Genomic DNA, 16,139 nt, shown 5'->3' with positions numbered 1-16,139 from the left:
GTCAGCCTCGGTGGACGCCGGTCGACCGGGTGGGCGAGGCGCGGTAGCGGGCCCGGCCCGCACGGGCGACGCTGGTGCCATGACGACGGAAGCGATCCCTCATGGCACCAGCGAGACCCGCGAGGGCGACGACGGCGACACCCACGTCCTGCACTTCGTGATGCACCTTCCGCACCCCGTGGTGACCGTCTGGGCCGCCGTGGCCACCCCGGAGGGCCTGCCACAGTGGCTGGCCGCGGCCGATCTGCTGGAACCGCACCTCGACGGCCGGGTGACGCTGCGGTGGCTCAACGCGGAGGTGGAGGGAGAGGGGACGGTGGTCTCCGGGCGGGTGACGGCCTGGGACAGGGAGGCCGTCGCCGAGTACACCGTCGAACAGCACGGCCGGATCCGCTTCCACATGGAGCCGGCGCCCGCGGACTCCCTGGCGACGGTCCTGCGCTTCACCAACGAGTTCACCGGGACCGACGAGCAGCGCCTCGACAACCTGGCGGGCTGGCACCAGCACTTCGAGTACCTGGACGCCGCGCTCGACGGCCACCCCGCCGACTGGTCCGCCTGGACCCCGGACCGCTTCCAGCAGCTCCGGGAGGAGTACGCCGGCCGGAAGTGATCAGCCGGCCGTGATCGCGTCCAGCTGGGCCCGCAGATACGTGTGCGAGTCGATGCCCCGCACGTCCGTACCCGGATCGCACTCGTAGAAGTAGACGAGCGACATCAGTTCCTCGGCCGGTACGTCGGCGGGCGGCGGCAGGACCCTGTGGCGTCCCGAGCACCAGCGGCCGCCGGTCCAGCGGGCCATCAGGTCCCCGATGTTGACGGTCAGCGCATCCGGCCCGTACGGGGCGTCCTCCCAGCCCCCCTCGTCCGTGAAGACCTGGAGCCCGCCCCTGCCGGTCTGCCGGTCGAGGACGGTGACCGTGCCGAAGTCGGTGTGCGGGCCGATCCGGAACTGACCGGGTTGCGGCTCGCCGACGGTGTCCCTGCCGGGATACCAGTTGATGTTGAAGCCCCAGGTCGGATGCCCGGTGTGCCGGGTGAAGAAGTCGTCGGACTCGCCGAGTGCCACCCCCAGCAGCCCGAGGAGCTGGTCGGACAGCGCCCGCATCGCGGTCAGGTACGTCTCCACGGCCGGACGCAGTGCGGGGACCTCGCTCGGCCACGTGTTCGGCAGGAACCACTCCGCGTCGACCGCCGGATCGCCGATCGGCTCGTGCGCCGCGAAGGACAGCGACTCCTTCAGATCGGGCGGCGTCTGCGTGCCCTCCGCGTACCCGTTGGCCTCCGCCCCGGGACCCAGCCAGCCGCGCTCGCCGACCTTCACCGCGTACGGCTCCTTCGCGGCCGGCGGAAGCCGGAAGAAGCCGCGCGCCAGATCGCGGATCTCCGTCCGCAGGTCCTGGCTCACCCCGTGGCCGGTGACGAGCAGGAAGCCCGCCGTGCGCAGGGCCCCGTCGAAGGTGGCGGCGGTACGGGCGCGGGCATCCGGGTCCCCGGCGAGCCAGGGCCCCAGGTCGATCACGGGAATGCGGTCACTGGTCATCGCCGATGTCCTCGCTCCACAGCTCGGGGTGGCTGTCGATGAACTCACGCATCAGGGCCGTGCATTCGGGGTCGTCCAGGACCACGACGTCCACGCCGTGCGCGGCGAGCCAGCTGTGGGCGCCGTGGAAGGTCTCGGCCTCGCCGACGACGACCCGCGAGATGCCGAACTGCCGGACGAGCCCGGAGCAGTACCAGCAGGGGGAGAGGGTGGTGACCATCGTCGTGCCGCGGTACGAGCGCTGCCGCCCCGCCGCCCGGAAGGCCGCGGTCTCCGCGTGCAGCGAGGGATCGCCGTCCTGGACACGGCGGTTGTGGCCACGGCCGAGGAGTGTGCCGTCCGCGCCGTACAGCGCGGCGCCGATCGGGATGCCGCCCTCCGTGAGACCCGCGCGGGCCTCGGCGAGAGCGGTCGCCAGCCAGTGCCGTGCCTGTTCCCGGTCCATCGGCCCACCCTCACCTCGGGCTGCTCACGGCTCCTCAGGGCTGCTGGGGGTCGTCCCCCCGCTCGCGCCGCTTCAGCTCGTCCTCGCGGCGGCGCAGGTCCGCCTCCCAGTCCTTGAGGAGTTCCTCGTCCTTCTTGCTCGCTTCCTTGAGCGTGTTCAGGAACTCGGGATTGTCGTCGGGCGCGACCCACTGCGTCTTGTGGTTGCGGTGCCACTCGGACGGGGTCGAACCGCCCGCCGGCGCGCGCCGCAGTTTGCCTGCCGCGAACCAGACGATCGGGCCGACTATCGAGAAGAGCAGGATGATGATCACCCAGACCACCTTGGGGAGGTGTCTGACCTCGTCCTCGGGGGTGTTCAGACAGTCGATGAACGCGTAGATCGTGAGCGCCAGGATCAGGATGAACGGCAGATATCTGATCATGGTCGAGCCAGCCCCCAAGCAGCGGTTGCGGGGCGCGGACCGGCCCCGGTGACCGTTCCAGCGTAGTGGGTGGCCGATACTGGACGGCATGGCTTACGACGATCTTCGCTCGCTGCTGCGCGCACTGGAGCGCGAGGGCGACCTCAAGCGCATCAAGGCCGAAGTCGATCCGTATCTGGAGGTCGGGGAGATCGTCGACCGGGTCCAGAAGTCCGGTGGCCCGGCGCTCCTCTTCGAGAACGTGCGCGGCTCGTCCATGCCGCTCGCGATGAACGTGTACGGGACGGACCGCCGGCTCCTCAAGGCGCTGGGCCTGAAGTCGTACGACGAGATCAGCGCGAAGATCGGCGGGCTGCTGAAGCCGGAGCTGCCGCACGGGTTCGTCGGGGTGCGCGAGGCGTTCGGGAAGCTCGGCGCGATGACGCACGTGCCCCCGAAGAAGGTGAAGGACGCCCCCGTGCAGGAGGTCGTCCTGCACGGCGACGACGTCGATCTGGACCGGCTGCCCGCGCTGTTCACCTGGCCCGAGGACGGCGGCTCCTTCTTCAACCTGGGGCTCACGCACACCAAGGACCCGGAGTCGGGTGTGCGCAACCTCGGGCTGTACCGGCTGCAGCGCCACGACAAGCGCACCATCGGGATGCACTGGCAGATCCACAAGGACAGCCGCAACCACTACCAGGTGGCGGCACGCCGCGGGGAGAGGCTGCCGGTCGCGATCGCCTTCGGCTGCCCGCCGGCCGTGACGTACGCGTCGACGGCGCCCCTGCCGGGCGACATCGACGAGTACCTGTTCGCCGGCTTCGTGCAGGGCAAGCGCATCGAGATGGTCGACTGCAAGACCGTGCCGCTGCAGGTGCCGGCGCAGGCGGAGGTCGTGCTGGAGGGGTGGCTGGAGCCCGGGAAGATGCTTCCCGAGGGGCCGTTCGGCGACCACACCGGCTTCTACACGCCGCAGGAGGACTTCCCGGCGCTGACGATCGACTGCGTGACGATGCGGAAGCGGCCGCTGCTGCAGTCGATCGTCGTGGGCCGGCCGCCGACGGAGGACGGGCCGCTGGGCCGCGCGACGGAACGCTTCTTCCTGCCGCTGTTGAAGATCATCGTGCCGGACATCGTGGACTACCACCTGCCGGAGTCGGGCGGCTTCCACAACTGCGCGATCGTCTCGATCGACAAGAAGTACCCGAAGCACGCGCAGAAGGTCATGCACGCCATCTGGGGCGCGCACATGATGTCGCTGACCAAGCTGATCGTGGTCGTCGACTCGGACTGCGACGTCCACGATCTGCACGAGGTGTCGTGGCGGGCGCTCGGCAACACCGACTACGCCCGGGACCTGACCGTGGTCGAAGGCCCGGTGGACCATCTGGACCACTCGTCCTACCAGCAGTTCTGGGGCGGCAAGGCGGGCATCGACGCGACGAAGAAGTGGCCCGAGGAGGGCTACACCCGCGACGGGGGCTGGCCGAACATGGTCCTCTCCGACCCGGACACGGCGGCGCTGGTCGACCGCCGCTGGAAGGAGTACGGCCTGTGAGCCCGATGGCCGTGGGCGGTCCCGCCCTGTTCCTCGGCGCCGACACCCCGTGCGTGGCGCTGGTGCGCCCCGAGCTGGACCTGAACGACCCGGGGCTGCGCCTCGCGGCCGAGCGGGCCGGGGTCTCCCCGGAGGAGTTCGCCGGCCCCGAGGACACCTGGCAGCTGCTCGCCGACCGGGCCGACGGCGAGAGCCGCGGCTTCGTCCTGCCCGGCTTCGCCGACGCCGAGGCCGCCGCGTTCGCGGACGCCCTGCTGACGGCCCTGGACGGCGACGCCGACTTCGCGCTGGACCTCGCGGACGGTGCGCTCGGCCTGGACGGCCGCACCCGCGGCGACGACCGGGTGGCCCTGCTCGCCCGCGTCGCCCCGCCCGACGGCGGTGAGGACCCGCTCGAACTGGAGCTGGGGGCGCTGCCCGTCGCGGACCTCCGCGACGAGCTTGAGGACTTCCGGAGGAGCCTGGCATGACCACCACCGCAGACGGCGTACTCGGCCCCGGCTCCGCGCCGCAGCCGACCGGCAAGGTCAAGGCGTTCCTCAGGCTCGTGATGATCGAGCACTCGGTCTTCGCGCTGCCGTTCGCGTACATCGCCTCGCTCACCGCGATGTTCGAGCTCGACCGGAGCATCCACTGGGACAAGCTGCTGCTCGTCACCGTCGCCATGGTGGGCCTGCGGACCTTCGCGATGGCCTGCAACCGGATCATCGACCGCGAGATCGACGCCCGTAACCCGCGCACTGCGGGGCGGGAGCTGGTCACGGGTGCGGTGTCGGTGCGGTCCGCGTGGACCGGGGCGGGCGTGGCCGTCGTGGTCTTCCTGGGTGCCGCGGCGCTGCTCAACCCGCTGTGCCTGACCCTCGCGCCCGTCGCGGTCGTCCCGATGGTGGTCTATCCGTACGGGAAGCGGTTCACGAACTTCCCGCACGCGATCCTCGGCCTCGCCCAGGCGATGGGCCCGGTCGGCGCATGGATCGCGATCACCGGGTCCTGGTCCTGGGAAGCGGTGATCCTCGGCCTCGCGGTCGGCATCTGGATCGGCGGCTTCGACCTGATCTTCGCCTGCCAGGACGTCGCCGCCGACCGGGCCGAGGGCGTCATGTCCGTCCCGGCCCGCTTCGGCGTCCCGGCGGCGCTGTGGGGCGCGCGTGCCTGCCACGCCGTGACGATGGCGCTCTTCGTCTGGTACGCCCTCGCGGTCGGCGCCGGGCTCTTCTTCTGGCTGGGCCTGCTCATCGTCGCGGTCGCGTTCATCTACGAGCACACGATCGTGCGGCCGCACGATCTGTCCCGCCTGAACAGGGCGTTCTTCACGGTGAACGGCTTCATCGGGATCGCGCTCTTCGCGTGCGCGCTGCTGGACCTGCTGGTGCGGGGCCTGACGGTGTAGCAGGCGGCGCCACGGTGCTACGGCGTGAGCACGGGCGCGGCCCTGCGGCGGCGGAAGACGAATGCCGCCGCCACTCCCGCCACCAGGCCCACGAGGTGGCCCTGCCAGCTCACCTCCGTGTTGGCGGGGGAGATGCCGAGCAGTATCGAGCCGCCCCAGATCGCGCCGATCACGAGGCCCGTGGCGACGTCGAGGAGCCGGCGGTCCACGAATCCGCGGACCAGCAGATAGCCGAAGAGGCCGAAGACGAGGCCGGACGCCCCCGCCGTGTTCGAGTTCGGCGGCGATATCAGCCACACGCCGATGCCGTCGGCCACGATGATCAGCGCGGCCACGGCCAGGAAGCGGCGGATGCCGCCGAGCGCGGCGAGGAAGCCGAAGATCAGCAGAGGGACGCTGTTCGACGCGACATGGGCGAAGCCGAAGTGGAGGAACGACGCCGAGACGATGTCGCCCAGCTCGCCGGGCTCGCGCGGCGTGATCCCGTACGGATCGAGGCTGTGGCCGGTCGCGACGTCGATCGCCTCCAGCGCCCACAGCAGTGCCACCCAGCCCAGCATCAGCTTCCCGGCCGCCTTCGCCCGGTCGGTCCGGCTCCGTTCGAGCGATGTGGTCGACATCAAGGCCCCCTGCGCTTCCCGCGTCTCCCCCCGGAAACGTCCGGGGTACCTTACCCAGTTCCGCCATCCGATGGCCGGATAGGCTCGATGCCATGAATGACGCCAACCGCACCCCGTGGGTCGTCGGGGTCTCCGGGGCGTCCGGGACCCCCTACGCGGCCGCCGTGCTGCGCGGACTGCTCGACGCGGGCGAGAGCGTCGATCTGGTGGTGTCGCGGGCGTCGCGGCTCACCCTGTTGGACGAGACCGGCATCGCGTTCCGGGACGCCCACTGGCGCGACGATCTGCGCACGTGGCTGGAGCGGGGGGCCGACGGCAAGCCCCGCACCTTCGCGGTGGACGAGGCCGCCGACGTACGGCACTGGGCAGCGGGGGATCTCGCCGCAGGACCGTCGTCGGGGTCGTATCCCGTCAAGGGGATGCTGATCGTGCCGGCGTCGACCGCCTGTGTCGCGGGCGTGGCACTGGGTCTGTCGAAGGACCTGCTGCAGCGGGCGGCGAGCGTGACGCTCAAGGAGCGCCGGAAGCTGGTGGTCGCGGTACGGGAGACTCCGCTGAACGGGCAGACCCTGAAGCATCTTGTGGCACTGGACGAGGCGGGCGCTGTCGTACTGCCCGCCTCTCCGGCGTTCTACGCGGGCGCGACGCACATCCAGGATCTGGTGGACTTCGTCGCGGGGCGGGTGCTGGACGCGGCAGGGGTGCCGCACCGGCTGTACCGCCGTTGGGAGGGGGAGCTGGGTGGTGCCCAGTCCCGAGGTGACCAGTGATCGGACAGGACCCGGGCCGGGGTCCTGGCGCGGAGGGCCTAGCGCTTCTTGGCCGCGCGGCGGGCGGGACGGCCCGTCCGGTCGGTGCGGTGAGCGGCGGCAGGCTGGTGAGCACGCGAGCGGTTGGCCAGCTCCTGCAGCTGTCGCATGTGGGCGTAGGCCATCTCGATCGTGTACACGGTGAGTGTCATCTCCTGTATGGATCTGTATGGATCGTGTGATCGTTTGAAAGGTTCACAGGGTGTCGGCCCTGTGTGCCTTAGATTCTACACGTAAACTTGCGTTATTGCTGAACAATGGAAGGCTCAGGCATATGGACGCCGTGGATAGGCAGCTCATCCAGGCTCTGCGCGAGAACGGCAGGGCTTCGTACGCCGAGCTCGGCCGGCTCGTCGGACTCTCCGGTCCCTCCGTCACCGACCGCATCAACCGCCTGGAGGCGGCGGGTGTCATCACCGGCTACCGCGCGACCGTCGACGCCGCCTCGCTCGGTCTCGGCGTCACCGCGCTGATCGGCATCTCCCTCTCCGACGCGGCCGACCACGAGGACGTGGCGCGCCGGCTGCGCGACCTCGAGGAGATCGAGGACTGCTGGTTCATCGCGGGCGACGACTCGTACATGCTCAAGGTGCGGGCGAGCGACGTCGACGGACTGGAGAAGACGATCCGCCGGCTGTCCGGGACGAAGGGCGTCTCGCGGACGCGTACGACGATCGTGCTCTCCACGAAGTGGGAGAACCGGGTCGGCGAACTTCCCGAAGAGGGCTAGCGCGGAGCGCCATGGGGGTGCCCCCGCCTGCGAAGTGCGGGGGAGTACGGTGGGTCAGGCCCGATTGGTTGACGTATGGGAGGCGGCTTGATGGACGCGGGGCTCAAGCGCGAGCTGGAGGAGAAGGTCCGCGCCGGCGAGCGGCTCAGCCGCGAGGACGGCATCGCTCTGTACGAGTCGGACGACCTGGCCTGGCTCGGTGGCCTCGCCCACGAGGTGCGTACGCGCAAGAACGGTGACGTCGTCCACTTCAACGTCAACCGGCACCTCAACATGACGAACGTGTGCACGGCCTCGTGCGCGTACTGCTCGTTCCAGCGCAAGCCGGGCGAGAAGGACGCGTACACCATGCGCATCGAGGAGGCCGTCCGCCTCGCCAAGGCGATGGAGAACGAGAACCTCACCGAGCTGCACATCGTCAACGGGCTCCACCCCAACCTGCCGTGGCGCTACTACCCGCGGTCGCTCAGCGAGCTGAAGAAGGCCCTGCCGAACGTCTCGCTGAAGGCGTTCACGGCGACGGAGATCCACCACTTCGAGACCATCTCCGGGCTCTCCGCGTCCGAGATCCTCGACGAGCTGATCGAGGCCGGCCTGGAGTCGCTGACCGGCGGCGGCGCCGAGATCTTCGACTGGGAGGTCCGGCAGCACATCGTCGACCACCGCACCCACTGGGAGGACTGGTCGCGCATCCACCGCCTCGCGCACGAGAAGGGTCTGAAGACCCCGTGCACGATGCTGTACGGGCACATCGAGGAGCCCCGTCACCGCGTGGACCACGTCCTGCGGCTGCGTGAACTCCAGGACGAGACCGGCGGCTTCCAGGTCTTCATCCCGCTGCGCTACCAGCACGACTTCGTCGACATGAAGGACGGCAAGGTCCGCAACCGCCTGCAGGCGCGGACGACGATGGCCACGGGCGCCGAGGCGCTGAAGACCTTCGCGGTCTCGCGGCTCCTCTTCGACAACGTCCAGCACGTCAAGGTCTTCTGGGTCATGCACGGCGTCCAGACGGCCCAGCTCGCGCTCCAGCACGGCGCGGACGACATGGACGGCTCGGTCGTCGAGTACAAGATCACGCACGACGCCGACAACTACGGCACCCCGAACAAGCTGACCCGCGACGACCTGCTGGAGCTGATCCGCGACGCGGGCTTCCGCCCCGTCGAGCGGAACACCCGCTACGAGGTCATCCGCGAGTACCAGGGCCCGGACCCGGACCGCCGCGAGTCGCCGCAGCCGATGAGGGTCTGACGGTCCGGGGACTCCTCCTGGGGTCCGGCGGGAGCGGCCTCGCAGAGCGTGGTGCCACACGCCGGCCAGGGTGTCCGTTCTCACGCTCCGGACGGCTTCCGAGGGGCCCCCGGGCGGTTGTTACCGTCGGGGGCATGTCCCTTGTGTTCCGACTCGACCCGCCCGTGGGGTCCGTCCTGCGCGACGGAATGCTCGCGCTCTGGACCGATGTGTCCAACGCGGGCGGGGCCGTGGGATTCGTGCCCCCCGTCACAGCGGAGGACATACGGCCCGAGTGGCTGAAGCATCTGACCGGGATGGCCGAGGGGCACAAGCGGCTCCTCGTCGGGTACGACGAGGACGGTCGCCTCGCGGCCGCCGCGTTCCTCACCCACAACACGCACCGGCTGATGCGGCACTGGATCTGGCTCTACACCGTGATGGTCCATCCCCGGTACCAGGGCAGGGGATACGGCCGCGAACTGCTCGCCGCGGCCGCCGACGCCGCCCGCGGGCTGGACGGCATCGAGGCGATACGGCTCACCTGCCGCGGCGGCCTCGGCCTGGAGACGTTCTACGCCTCGTGCGGCTACAAAGAGGTCGGACGGGTACCCAGCGCGATCCGGGTCGCCGACGGGGACGACCGCGACGACATCACGATGCTGCTCCCCCTGAACTGATCAATTCGAGACGTGCTTCACTGGACGGGCACGTCAGTGAAGGGAAAGGGGCCGTCGTGTCCGACAGCAAGACGAGCGCCACGCTCCGGTACACGCTCATGCGGCTCGGCATCTTCGCCGGCTGCTTCTTCCTCCTGTGGGGACTTGTGTACCTGAGGGTGCTGCCGCGCGGCCTCGGCGACTCGAACCTGCTGTGGGTGCTGGTCCTCGCCATCGTGATCTCGGCGCCGCTGAGCTTCGTCCTGCTGCGCAAGCAGCGCGACGCCATGTCCCAGCAGATCGTGACGAAGGTCGACCGGGCGAAGTCCCGGCTGGAGGCGAATCGTTCGCAGGAGGACAGCGCCCTCCAGTAAATAAGCGGAATGTAAGCCTCCTCACATCCGTTCCACACCCCGTACCCGAGCAGCCGCTCCCGTACGGGGTGTTGGCGTATACCGGCGCGTCCTGGGTGGCGGCTTTCCGCGTGGCGGGTTTCCGCCTCAAAGCAGGGCTTTGAGGTTCTCAAAGTTCAAGTGTTAACGTGTTGCCCATGACGACAGCAGTGCGCCCTCACGCAGCCATGAGCCCCCCGCTCGTGGCGCGCCTGCACGTCGATCTCTGCCGCTGTATGTCCGCGGTCTGTTGCCGCTCGGTCTGACCCGGCATCACAGCGGCGCCGCCCTGGCTCTTCCTGTTCCCAGGCACGGGCGCCGCACCCCTGTCCCCGTATTCACCCGATACGCCTTCCGGAGTGTGTCCGTGTCCGCGAACTCCGCGACGCCCACCCGCACCACAGCCCGCATACCCAACGTGCCGTTCTGGGCCCAGATCGTCGCCGGCCTCGTGCTCGGCGCCCTGCTCGGCTGGCTGGCCCGCAGCCAGGACATCAACTGGCTCTACAAGACCCTCGAGCAGGTCGGCGGCATCTTCGTCCAGCTGCTGAAGCTCGCGGTCGCCCCGCTCGTCTTCTTCGCGATCCTGGTGTCGATCACCAACCTGCGCAAGGTCAACAACGCGGCCAGGCTGGCCACGCGCACGCTGCTCTGGTTCATGATCACCTCGCTGATCGCGGTCGCGATCGGCCTCGCGATCGGTCTGCTCACCAACCCGGGCGCGGGCACCGGCCTCACCCCGAAGGACGGCCAGAAGCCGGAGCACGCGGGCTCCTGGATCGACTTCCTCACCGGGATCGTCCCGACGGACGTCATCACGCCCTTCACCGAGCTGAACGTCCTTCAGATCGTCTTCATGGCCGCCGTCGCCGGTATCGCGGCGCTCAAGCTCGGCGACCGCGCCAAGCCGATCCTCACCTTCAGCGAGTCCGTCCTGGAGCTGCTCCAGAAGGCCCTGTGGTGGGTCATCCGCCTCGCCCCGATCGGCACGGTCGGCCTCATCGGCTACGCCATCGCCGACTACGGCTGGGACCTGATCGGCGAGTACGCGACCTTCACCGCCGACGTCTACATCGGCTGCGCGCTGGTGCTGTTCGGCGTGTACCCGCTGCTGCTCGCGACCGTCGCGAAGGTCAACCCGCTGCAGTTCTTCAAGGGCGCGTGGCCGGCCATCCAGCTGGCCTTCGTCTCCCGCTCCTCGGTCGGCACGATGCCGGTCACGGTCAAGGTCACCGAGCGTCTCGGCGTGCCGAAGGAGTACACCTCCTTCGCCGTCCCGTTCGGCGCGACGACCAAGATGGACGGCTGCGCCGCGATCTACCCGGCGCTCGCCGCGATCTTCATCGCGCAGATCTTCGGTGTCGAGCTGGGCGTCCAGGACTACCTGCTGATCGCCTTCGTCTCGGTCGTCGGCTCCGCGGCCACCGCCGGCCTCACGGGTGCGACGGTCATGCTCACCCTGACCCTCTCCACGCTGGGCCTCCCGCTCGAGGGTGTAGGCCTGCTGATGGCGATCGACCCGATCCTGGACATGGTCCGCACGGCCACGAACGTGGCCGGTCAGGCGCTGGTCCCCGTCATCGTCGCGGCCCGCGAGAAGATCCTCGACGTCGAGGCGTACAACGCTGCCTCGGCATCCCCGGTGGACGACCGTGAGCCGGCCGACGCCGAGGGGAAGGTAGCGGTGCCCGCCGCCGCGTAGCCCGCGCGACGGTACGGAACGCCCGTGACCCGCACCCTGGATCTTGGGTGCGGGGCACGGGCGTTGTTGTCGTCCGTGACCCTCCGTTGTTCCTGTGTTGACGTTCTTCGAATCAAGGAGCAACCTTGTATTGAAAAATATCGATGCAGCATGCCGGAGGGCGGTCGAGGTCATGAGTGAGCAGTCCGCGGATCTGCGCGAGACCGTCCGCAGGCGGTACGCGGCCGCCGCGGTGAAGGTCGCCGGAGGCGGGGCCGCGTGCTGTGGGCCCGAGTCGGGTTGCGGGCCCGAGCCCGTCGAGACCGAGGAGGGCTTCGGGTCGGCCCTCTACGCCTCCGGCGAGCGGGACGTCCTGCCCGCCGAGGCCGTCGCCGCGTCGCTCGGCTGCGGCAATCCCACGGCTGTCGCCGACCTCCGGGAAGGCGAGCGGGTCCTTGACCTGGGGTCCGGCGGTGGCATCGACGTCCTGCTGTCCGCACGCCGTGTCGGCCCGACCGGCAAGGTGTACGGGCTGGACATGACCGAGGAGATGCTCGCCCTCGCCCTGGCCAACCGGGAGAGGGCCGGTGCGACCAACGTCGAGTTCCTCAAGGGGACGATCGAGGCCGTCCCGCTGCCCGCGAACACGATCGACGTCGTCATCTCCAACTGCGTCATCAACCTGTCCACCGACAAGGCGGCCGTCTTCGCGGAGGCCTTCCGTGTCCTGGCGCCGGGTGGCCGGATCGGTGTCACCGACGTCGTCGCCGACGACGACCTGTCGCCCGGGCAGCGGGCCGAGCGCGGTGACCACGTCGGCTGCATCGCCGGAGCGCTCACCTTCGCCGAGTACCGGGAGGGCCTGTCGGCCGCCGGGTTCACCGACATCGAGATCATGCCGACCCACTCCGTCGCCGATCGCATGCACTCCGCGGTCGTCCGCGCCGTCAAGCCGGCCGACGGGGGCCGAGCGTCGCTGTAGTGCGGTCCTGATGGGCCGAATCTAGACTGACGAGGCCATGGAGAAGTCCTGAAATAGGGAGATCTGCACCATGTCCAAGCGAGGCAACAAGCGGCGCGCCCGTAAGAAGAAGAAGTCGAACCACGGCAAGCGCCCCAACGCCTGAGCCGCACCGCTGTGCACAAGTGCCCCGGATCGACCGCGATCCGGGGCACTCGCGCATGGTGCCGCTGTCGGCAGGCCGCGCGACCGCCCGGCCTGCCGGCGGGCCTTAGGCTTACCGCTGGGTACGACCGCGGGGCGGGAGGAAAGCCGGGATGGGCGCTGTGGGTGCCGGGAGGAGCGGCAAGCGGATGCCGCGTGCCGTGCGGGAGCAGCAGATGCTGGACGCCGCGGTGCGCACGTTCGGGCAGCGCGGGTACCGGGCCGCGTCGATGGACGAGATCGCCGAGCTGGCCGGTGTGTCCAAGCCGCTGGTCTATCTGTATCTGAACTCCAAGGAGGAGTTGTTCACCGCCTGCATCCGCCGCGAGGCCGGGGCGCTGATCGAGGCGGTGCGCGGCGCAGTGGAGCCGGGGCTCCCTGCGGACCGGCAGCTGTGGGAGGGTCTCGCGGCGTTCTTCCGGCACACGGCCGAGCACCCCGACGCGTGGGCGGTGCTGCACCGGCAGGCGCGGACGCACGGGGAGCCGTTCGCCGCGGAGGTGGCGGTGATGCGGGACGAGATCGTGGCGTTCGTGACCGGGCTCATCGGGGCAGCCGCGCGGGAGGCGCACAGGAACGCGGAGCTCGCCGACCGGGACGTCGCCGGGCTGGCCCAGGCGCTGGTGGGCGCGGCGGAGTCGCTCGCCGGGTGGGCGAACGAGACGCCCGGCGTCTCCGCGAAGGAGGCCGCGGCAACGCTGATGAACTTCGCCTGGGAGGGCCTCGGCAACCTCATGCGGGGCGAGCGGTGGTCGCCGTCCGGCCGGTGAGGTGGACGCGTCCTTCGTTCCCGGGGTCCCGCAGCTCGAAGGCACCGTCGTCGCCCGCGGCGTACTCCACCGTGCCGGGCAGGAGGACCGGCGCCTTGAACTCGGCCTCGGCGTAACGGATTTCCCCGCACGGGCTTGGTCGTGCCCGGCACCGGTGGGTGAGGCAGGGCCCATCCCCACGCCCGGGGGTGCAGGGGCAGGGTCGGGGGCGGAGCCCCAGGCGGCGGAGCCGCACATCGACGCAGCGGGAAGGGGCAGGGCGGGGAGAAGGCCCGCCGCAGGCGGTCACGAACGCCGAGCGCGTGGTCAGCCGCGGGCGTCGCGCTTTTGGCGCCAGGTCCGGACGACCTCGTCGACGTCATACGGCGTCAGACCGAGCAGCGGGCCGGGCGGTGGCCGGCGGACGGCGGCGGCGATCTTCTCGTTGATGTCCTCGATGATGCGGCGCACCGCGGCCTCCGACGGGGCCCGCCCGGCCGCCTCCAGCGCGTCCTCGGCCTCTTTGCGGAGGGCGAGCGTGGGCGGGAGCACCGCCATGCCCTCGCGGTGCATCTTGCCCTTGATCCACCACAGCTCGTCGTACGCGTCGCCGTTGCCCGGCAGGGGCTTTCCGAAGCCGGGCAGATTCTTGAAGTCGCCGCGCTCCGTCGCCTCACGGATCTGCTTGTCGACCCATGACTCGAAACTGACGCCTGGCGGCTTGCGCTCGGTCACGCGTTCCAGCGTACGAGAAGGGGCCCTCTGAGAGACTCGAAGGGTGCAGATCAGAGACGCGAGAGTCGACGACTGGGACCGTATCTGGCCGTTGTGGCACCGGATCGTGTCCGCGGGGGAGACGTACGCCTGGGATCCGGACACGCCCGAGCCGGCCGCCCGCGCGCTGTGGATGCCGCCGGCCCTGGGGGCGGCCAACCGCGTGTTCGTGGTGGAGGACGCGGACGGCACGGTCGTCGCGTCGGCGTACGTACGGCCCAATTACGGCGGCCCGGCCGCGCACATCGCCAATGCCGGGTTCATGGTCGACCCGGATCGGACGGGGCGGGGGATCGGGCGGCGACTGGCCGAGCACGTGCTGGAGCAGGCGCGGCAGGACGGCTACACCGGGATGATCTTCAACGCGGTCGTGGAGACCAATCCGGCGATCAAGCTGTGGGAGTCCCTGGGCTTCCGGACCCTCGCCACCGTGCCGGGAGCCTTCCGTCACCCCGTGCACGGCCCGGTCGGGCTGAACATCATGTTCCGCGAGCTGTAGGGCCCCGGAAAGGGCAGGAGCCCTGGTTCCGTACAGACGTACGGAACCAGGGCTCCTTGGGTACTGCTAAGTCGTGCGCGATCGCCGACCCGGGCAACTTAGGCCGGGGTGACGTTCTCCGCCTGCGGGCCCTTCGGGCCCTGGGTGACGTCGAAGTTCACGACCTGGTTCTCCTCGAGGGAGCGGAAGCCGGTCGCGTTGATCGCGGAGTAGTGGACGAAGACATCCGGGCCGCCGCCGTCCTGGGCGATGAAGCCGAAGCCCTTTTCAGCGTTGAACCACTTGACGGTTCCGGTAGCCATAAGCCCTCCTTGGGCCAAAGGGTTGCCCTGCTCCAGAACCTGCAAACAAGTCTGAAAACTACAAAAGCCTGCGGGTCACATGCTCCGCAGGCTCTGTACTGCAAGGGAAACCAAACTGCAACTTGCGTCGAGCGTAGCACGCAGGGTGTTGGCAGCGATAGAGGGAAAGATCACGTCACCCGGATGTTTGATGCCGGCTTGACAGGCTGACGGTTCTGCGGGCGTTGTGGCGGGCGGACCCGGCCATTCGCAGCGCCGCCCGTAGGTCTAGCCTCACGCTGTGGACAGTCATGCAGAACCCGCGGGACCCGCGGAGTACGCCGCCGGCGACGACGACCGTCGCAGCCGGCCGCGCGTCGGTCACATCCAGTTCCTGAACTGCCTGCCCCTCTACTGGGGCCTGGCCCGCACCGGGACGCTGCTCGACCTCGACCTCACGAAGGACACCCCGGAGAAGCTCTCCGAGCAGCTGGTGCGCGGCGACCTCGACATCGGCCCCATCACCCTCGTCGAGTACCTCCGCAACGCCGACGGCCTCGTCGCCTTCCCCGATCTCGCGGTCGGTTGCGACGGGCCCGTCATGTCGTGCGTGATCGTGTCGCAGCTGCCGTTGGAGCAGCTGGACGGCGTACGGGTCGCTCTGGGCTCCACCTCGCGCACGTCGGTGCGGCTCGCGCAGCTGCTGCTCGCCGAGCAGTACGGCGTGACGCCGGACTACTACACGTGCCCGCCCGACCTCGGCGTGATGATGCAGGAGGCGGAGGCGGCCGTACTGATCGGGGACGCGGCGCTGCGCGCGTCGCTGCACGACGCGCCGCGCCTCGGGCTGCGGGTCCATGACCTGGGGCAGATGTGGAAGGACTGGACCGGGCTGCCGTTCGTCTTCGCGGTGTGGGCGGCGCGCAAGGACTACCTCGAGCGCGAGCCCCGGGTCGTACGGAAGGTCCACGAGGCGTTCCTGGCCTCGCGTGATCTGTCACTGGAGGAGGTCAAGAAGGTCGCCGAACAGGCGTCGCGCTGGGAGGCCTTCGACGCGGAGCTGCTGGAGCGGTACTTCACGACGCTCGACTTCCGCTTCGGACCGGAGCAGCTCGCCGGCGTACGGGAGTTCGCACGCAGGACCGGGTCGACGACCGGCTTCCCGGCGGACGTACGGGTCGAGCTGCTCGACGTCTGACGCGACC

At 69.8% G+C, this 16,139-nt stretch carries 22 protein-coding genes; 15 read left to right on the top strand and 7 right to left on the bottom strand.

The features are described from left to right. Window positions 1–79: 79 nt before the first annotated feature. The gene (locus tag ACFV9O_RS21120) at window positions 80–613 is read left to right on the top strand and encodes an SRPBCC domain-containing protein (protein WP_385420080.1); all 534 of its coding nucleotides are present in this window, start codon (window positions 80–82) and stop codon (window positions 611–613) included. Here ACFV9O_RS21120 and ACFV9O_RS21115 read toward each other — a convergent pair whose 3' ends face one another. From ACFV9O_RS21115 to ACFV9O_RS21105, 3 genes are read right to left on the bottom strand one after another with little or no spacing between them, the layout of a single operon-like run. Beyond that, on the bottom strand, window positions 614–1,543 hold the full coding sequence (locus ACFV9O_RS21115; protein ID WP_385420079.1) for an isopenicillin N synthase family dioxygenase: 930 nt from the start codon (window positions 1,541–1,543) through the stop codon (window positions 614–616). It abuts the gene before it with no gap. Then, window positions 1,533–1,988 (bottom strand): nucleoside deaminase, encoded by a 456-nt coding sequence (locus ACFV9O_RS21110; protein WP_385420078.1) that lies wholly within the window; start codon window positions 1,986–1,988, stop codon window positions 1,533–1,535. Before ACFV9O_RS21110 ends, ACFV9O_RS21115 begins: the two co-directional genes overlap by 11 nt. Window positions 1,989–2,022: 34 nt before the next feature. Then, the gene (locus ACFV9O_RS21105; protein ID WP_385420076.1) at window positions 2,023–2,412 is read right to left on the bottom strand and encodes a PLD nuclease N-terminal domain-containing protein; all 390 of its coding nucleotides are present in this window, start codon (window positions 2,410–2,412) and stop codon (window positions 2,023–2,025) included. An 88-nt stretch (window positions 2,413–2,500) separates the two neighbouring features. On the opposite strand from ACFV9O_RS21105, the gene ACFV9O_RS21100 reads away from it, so the two are divergent. Genes ACFV9O_RS21100 through mqnP form a run of 3 tightly spaced genes read left to right on the top strand, consistent with a single transcriptional unit; the run spans window position 2,501 to window position 5,342 of the window. Further along, the gene (locus tag ACFV9O_RS21100) at window positions 2,501–3,952 is read left to right on the top strand and encodes a menaquinone biosynthesis decarboxylase (protein WP_385420074.1); all 1,452 of its coding nucleotides are present in this window, start codon (window positions 2,501–2,503) and stop codon (window positions 3,950–3,952) included. A gap of 5 nt (window positions 3,953–3,957) precedes the next feature. Beyond that, window positions 3,958–4,422, top strand: a complete 465-nt coding sequence (locus tag ACFV9O_RS21095) for a hypothetical protein (protein ID WP_385420173.1) — start codon at window positions 3,958–3,960, stop codon at window positions 4,420–4,422. Then, window positions 4,419–5,342 carry a menaquinone biosynthesis prenyltransferase MqnP gene (mqnP, locus tag ACFV9O_RS21090; protein WP_385420072.1) on the top strand — a complete coding sequence of 308 codons (924 nt, stop codon included), beginning with the start codon at window positions 4,419–4,421 and terminating at the stop codon, window positions 5,340–5,342. Before ACFV9O_RS21095 ends, mqnP begins: the two co-directional genes overlap by 4 nt. Before the next feature lie 17 nt (window positions 5,343–5,359). Here the strand turns inward: mqnP and ACFV9O_RS21085 are convergent, their stop codons facing one another. Further along, a complete protein-coding gene (locus ACFV9O_RS21085; RefSeq protein WP_385420070.1) occupies window positions 5,360–5,962 on the bottom strand; it encodes a rhomboid family intramembrane serine protease in 603 nt (200 codons plus the stop codon). A gap of 92 nt (window positions 5,963–6,054) precedes the next feature. Between ACFV9O_RS21085 and ACFV9O_RS21080 the strand changes: the two genes are divergently transcribed. Beyond that, entirely contained in the window at window positions 6,055–6,732 is a 678-nt protein-coding gene (locus tag ACFV9O_RS21080; protein WP_385420068.1) for a UbiX family flavin prenyltransferase, read from the top strand. A gap of 38 nt (window positions 6,733–6,770) precedes the next feature. Here the strand turns inward: ACFV9O_RS21080 and ACFV9O_RS21075 are convergent, their stop codons facing one another. After that, on the bottom strand, window positions 6,771–6,923 hold the full coding sequence (locus ACFV9O_RS21075) for a hypothetical protein (RefSeq protein ID WP_385420066.1): 153 nt from the start codon (window positions 6,921–6,923) through the stop codon (window positions 6,771–6,773). A gap of 122 nt (window positions 6,924–7,045) precedes the next feature. Here ACFV9O_RS21075 and ACFV9O_RS21070 point away from each other — a divergent pair, with 122 nt between their 5' ends. From ACFV9O_RS21070 to ACFV9O_RS21035, 8 genes are all read left to right on the top strand, one after another. Beyond that, a complete protein-coding gene (locus ACFV9O_RS21070) occupies window positions 7,046–7,501 on the top strand; it encodes an Lrp/AsnC family transcriptional regulator (protein ID WP_385420064.1) in 456 nt (151 codons plus the stop codon). Window positions 7,502–7,591: 90 nt separating this feature from the next. Next, window positions 7,592–8,755 carry an aminofutalosine synthase MqnE gene (gene mqnE / locus ACFV9O_RS21065; protein ID WP_385420062.1) on the top strand — a complete coding sequence of 388 codons (1,164 nt, stop codon included), beginning with the start codon at window positions 7,592–7,594 and terminating at the stop codon, window positions 8,753–8,755. A gap of 134 nt (window positions 8,756–8,889) precedes the next feature. After that, window positions 8,890–9,414 carry a GNAT family N-acetyltransferase gene (locus ACFV9O_RS21060; RefSeq protein ID WP_385420060.1) on the top strand — a complete coding sequence of 175 codons (525 nt, stop codon included), beginning with the start codon at window positions 8,890–8,892 and terminating at the stop codon, window positions 9,412–9,414. 56 nt (window positions 9,415–9,470) lie between these two features. Next, window positions 9,471–9,767, top strand: coding sequence for a DUF4229 domain-containing protein (locus tag ACFV9O_RS21055; RefSeq protein WP_385420059.1), 297 nt, complete (start codon window positions 9,471–9,473; stop codon window positions 9,765–9,767). Between the two features lie 385 nt (window positions 9,768–10,152). Then, a complete protein-coding gene (locus ACFV9O_RS21050; RefSeq protein WP_385420057.1) occupies window positions 10,153–11,487 on the top strand; it encodes a dicarboxylate/amino acid:cation symporter in 1,335 nt (444 codons plus the stop codon). Between the two features lie 172 nt (window positions 11,488–11,659). Then, entirely contained in the window at window positions 11,660–12,448 is a 789-nt protein-coding gene (gene arsM, locus ACFV9O_RS21045; RefSeq protein ID WP_385420055.1) for an arsenite methyltransferase, read from the top strand. Window positions 12,449–12,518: 70 nt separating this feature from the next. After that, window positions 12,519–12,593 (top strand): 50S ribosomal protein bL37, encoded by a 75-nt coding sequence (locus tag ACFV9O_RS21040; protein ID WP_385420171.1) that lies wholly within the window; start codon window positions 12,519–12,521, stop codon window positions 12,591–12,593. 151 nt (window positions 12,594–12,744) lie between these two features. Then, window positions 12,745–13,401, top strand: coding sequence for a TetR/AcrR family transcriptional regulator (locus ACFV9O_RS21035; protein ID WP_385420053.1), 657 nt, complete (start codon window positions 12,745–12,747; stop codon window positions 13,399–13,401). A gap of 306 nt (window positions 13,402–13,707) precedes the next feature. On the opposite strand, the gene ACFV9O_RS21030 is transcribed toward ACFV9O_RS21035, so the two are convergent. Continuing rightward, window positions 13,708–14,115 (bottom strand): DUF1992 domain-containing protein, encoded by a 408-nt coding sequence (locus tag ACFV9O_RS21030; RefSeq protein ID WP_385420051.1) that lies wholly within the window; start codon window positions 14,113–14,115, stop codon window positions 13,708–13,710. 43 nt (window positions 14,116–14,158) lie between these two features. Between ACFV9O_RS21030 and ACFV9O_RS21025 the strand changes: the two genes are divergently transcribed. Next, window positions 14,159–14,653 carry a GNAT family N-acetyltransferase gene (locus ACFV9O_RS21025; RefSeq protein WP_385420049.1) on the top strand — a complete coding sequence of 165 codons (495 nt, stop codon included), beginning with the start codon at window positions 14,159–14,161 and terminating at the stop codon, window positions 14,651–14,653. A 98-nt stretch (window positions 14,654–14,751) separates the two neighbouring features. Here ACFV9O_RS21025 and ACFV9O_RS21020 read toward each other — a convergent pair whose 3' ends face one another. Next, window positions 14,752–14,955, bottom strand: a complete 204-nt coding sequence (locus ACFV9O_RS21020; protein WP_017948713.1) for a cold-shock protein — start codon at window positions 14,953–14,955, stop codon at window positions 14,752–14,754. A gap of 280 nt (window positions 14,956–15,235) precedes the next feature. Here ACFV9O_RS21020 and ACFV9O_RS21015 point away from each other — a divergent pair, with 280 nt between their 5' ends. Then, entirely contained in the window at window positions 15,236–16,132 is an 897-nt protein-coding gene (locus ACFV9O_RS21015; protein ID WP_385420047.1) for a menaquinone biosynthetic enzyme MqnA/MqnD family protein, read from the top strand. Window positions 16,133–16,139 lie beyond the last annotated feature (7 nt).

The organism is Streptomyces sp. NPDC059909 (assembly GCF_042730885.1).
Classification (GTDB): Bacteria; Actinomycetota; Actinomycetes; order Streptomycetales; family Streptomycetaceae; genus Streptomyces.
Note: the sequence above shows the minus strand (reverse complement) of the source record. Positions and strands in the feature narration are given on the sequence as shown.

Bases quoted from the DNA above. Each gene is read 5' to 3' on its own strand.
- ACFV9O_RS21120 (WP_385420080.1), top strand. From the start codon at position 80: ATGACGACGGAAGCGATCCCTCATGGCACCAGCGAGACCCGCGAGGGC.
- ACFV9O_RS21115 (WP_385420079.1), bottom strand. From the start codon at position 1,543: ATGACCAGTGACCGCATTCCCGTGATCGACCTGGGGCCCTGGCTCGCC.
- ACFV9O_RS21110 (WP_385420078.1), bottom strand. From the start codon at position 1,988: ATGGACCGGGAACAGGCACGGCACTGGCTGGCGACCGCTCTCGCCGAG.
- ACFV9O_RS21105 (WP_385420076.1), bottom strand. From the start codon at position 2,412: ATGATCAGATATCTGCCGTTCATCCTGATCCTGGCGCTCACGATCTAC.
- ACFV9O_RS21100 (WP_385420074.1), top strand. From the start codon at position 2,501: ATGGCTTACGACGATCTTCGCTCGCTGCTGCGCGCACTGGAGCGCGAG.
- ACFV9O_RS21095 (WP_385420173.1), top strand. From the start codon at position 3,958: ATGGCCGTGGGCGGTCCCGCCCTGTTCCTCGGCGCCGACACCCCGTGC.
- mqnP (WP_385420072.1), top strand. From the start codon at position 4,419: ATGACCACCACCGCAGACGGCGTACTCGGCCCCGGCTCCGCGCCGCAG.
- ACFV9O_RS21085 (WP_385420070.1), bottom strand. From the start codon at position 5,962: ATGTCGACCACATCGCTCGAACGGAGCCGGACCGACCGGGCGAAGGCG.
- ACFV9O_RS21080 (WP_385420068.1), top strand. From the start codon at position 6,055: ATGAATGACGCCAACCGCACCCCGTGGGTCGTCGGGGTCTCCGGGGCG.
- ACFV9O_RS21075 (WP_385420066.1), bottom strand. From the start codon at position 6,923: ATGACACTCACCGTGTACACGATCGAGATGGCCTACGCCCACATGCGA.
- ACFV9O_RS21070 (WP_385420064.1), top strand. From the start codon at position 7,046: ATGGACGCCGTGGATAGGCAGCTCATCCAGGCTCTGCGCGAGAACGGC.
- mqnE (WP_385420062.1), top strand. From the start codon at position 7,592: ATGGACGCGGGGCTCAAGCGCGAGCTGGAGGAGAAGGTCCGCGCCGGC.
- ACFV9O_RS21060 (WP_385420060.1), top strand. From the start codon at position 8,890: ATGTCCCTTGTGTTCCGACTCGACCCGCCCGTGGGGTCCGTCCTGCGC.
- arsM (WP_385420055.1), top strand. From the start codon at position 11,660: ATGAGTGAGCAGTCCGCGGATCTGCGCGAGACCGTCCGCAGGCGGTAC.
- ACFV9O_RS21035 (WP_385420053.1), top strand. From the start codon at position 12,745: ATGGGCGCTGTGGGTGCCGGGAGGAGCGGCAAGCGGATGCCGCGTGCC.
- ACFV9O_RS21020 (WP_017948713.1), bottom strand. From the start codon at position 14,955: ATGGCTACCGGAACCGTCAAGTGGTTCAACGCTGAAAAGGGCTTCGGC.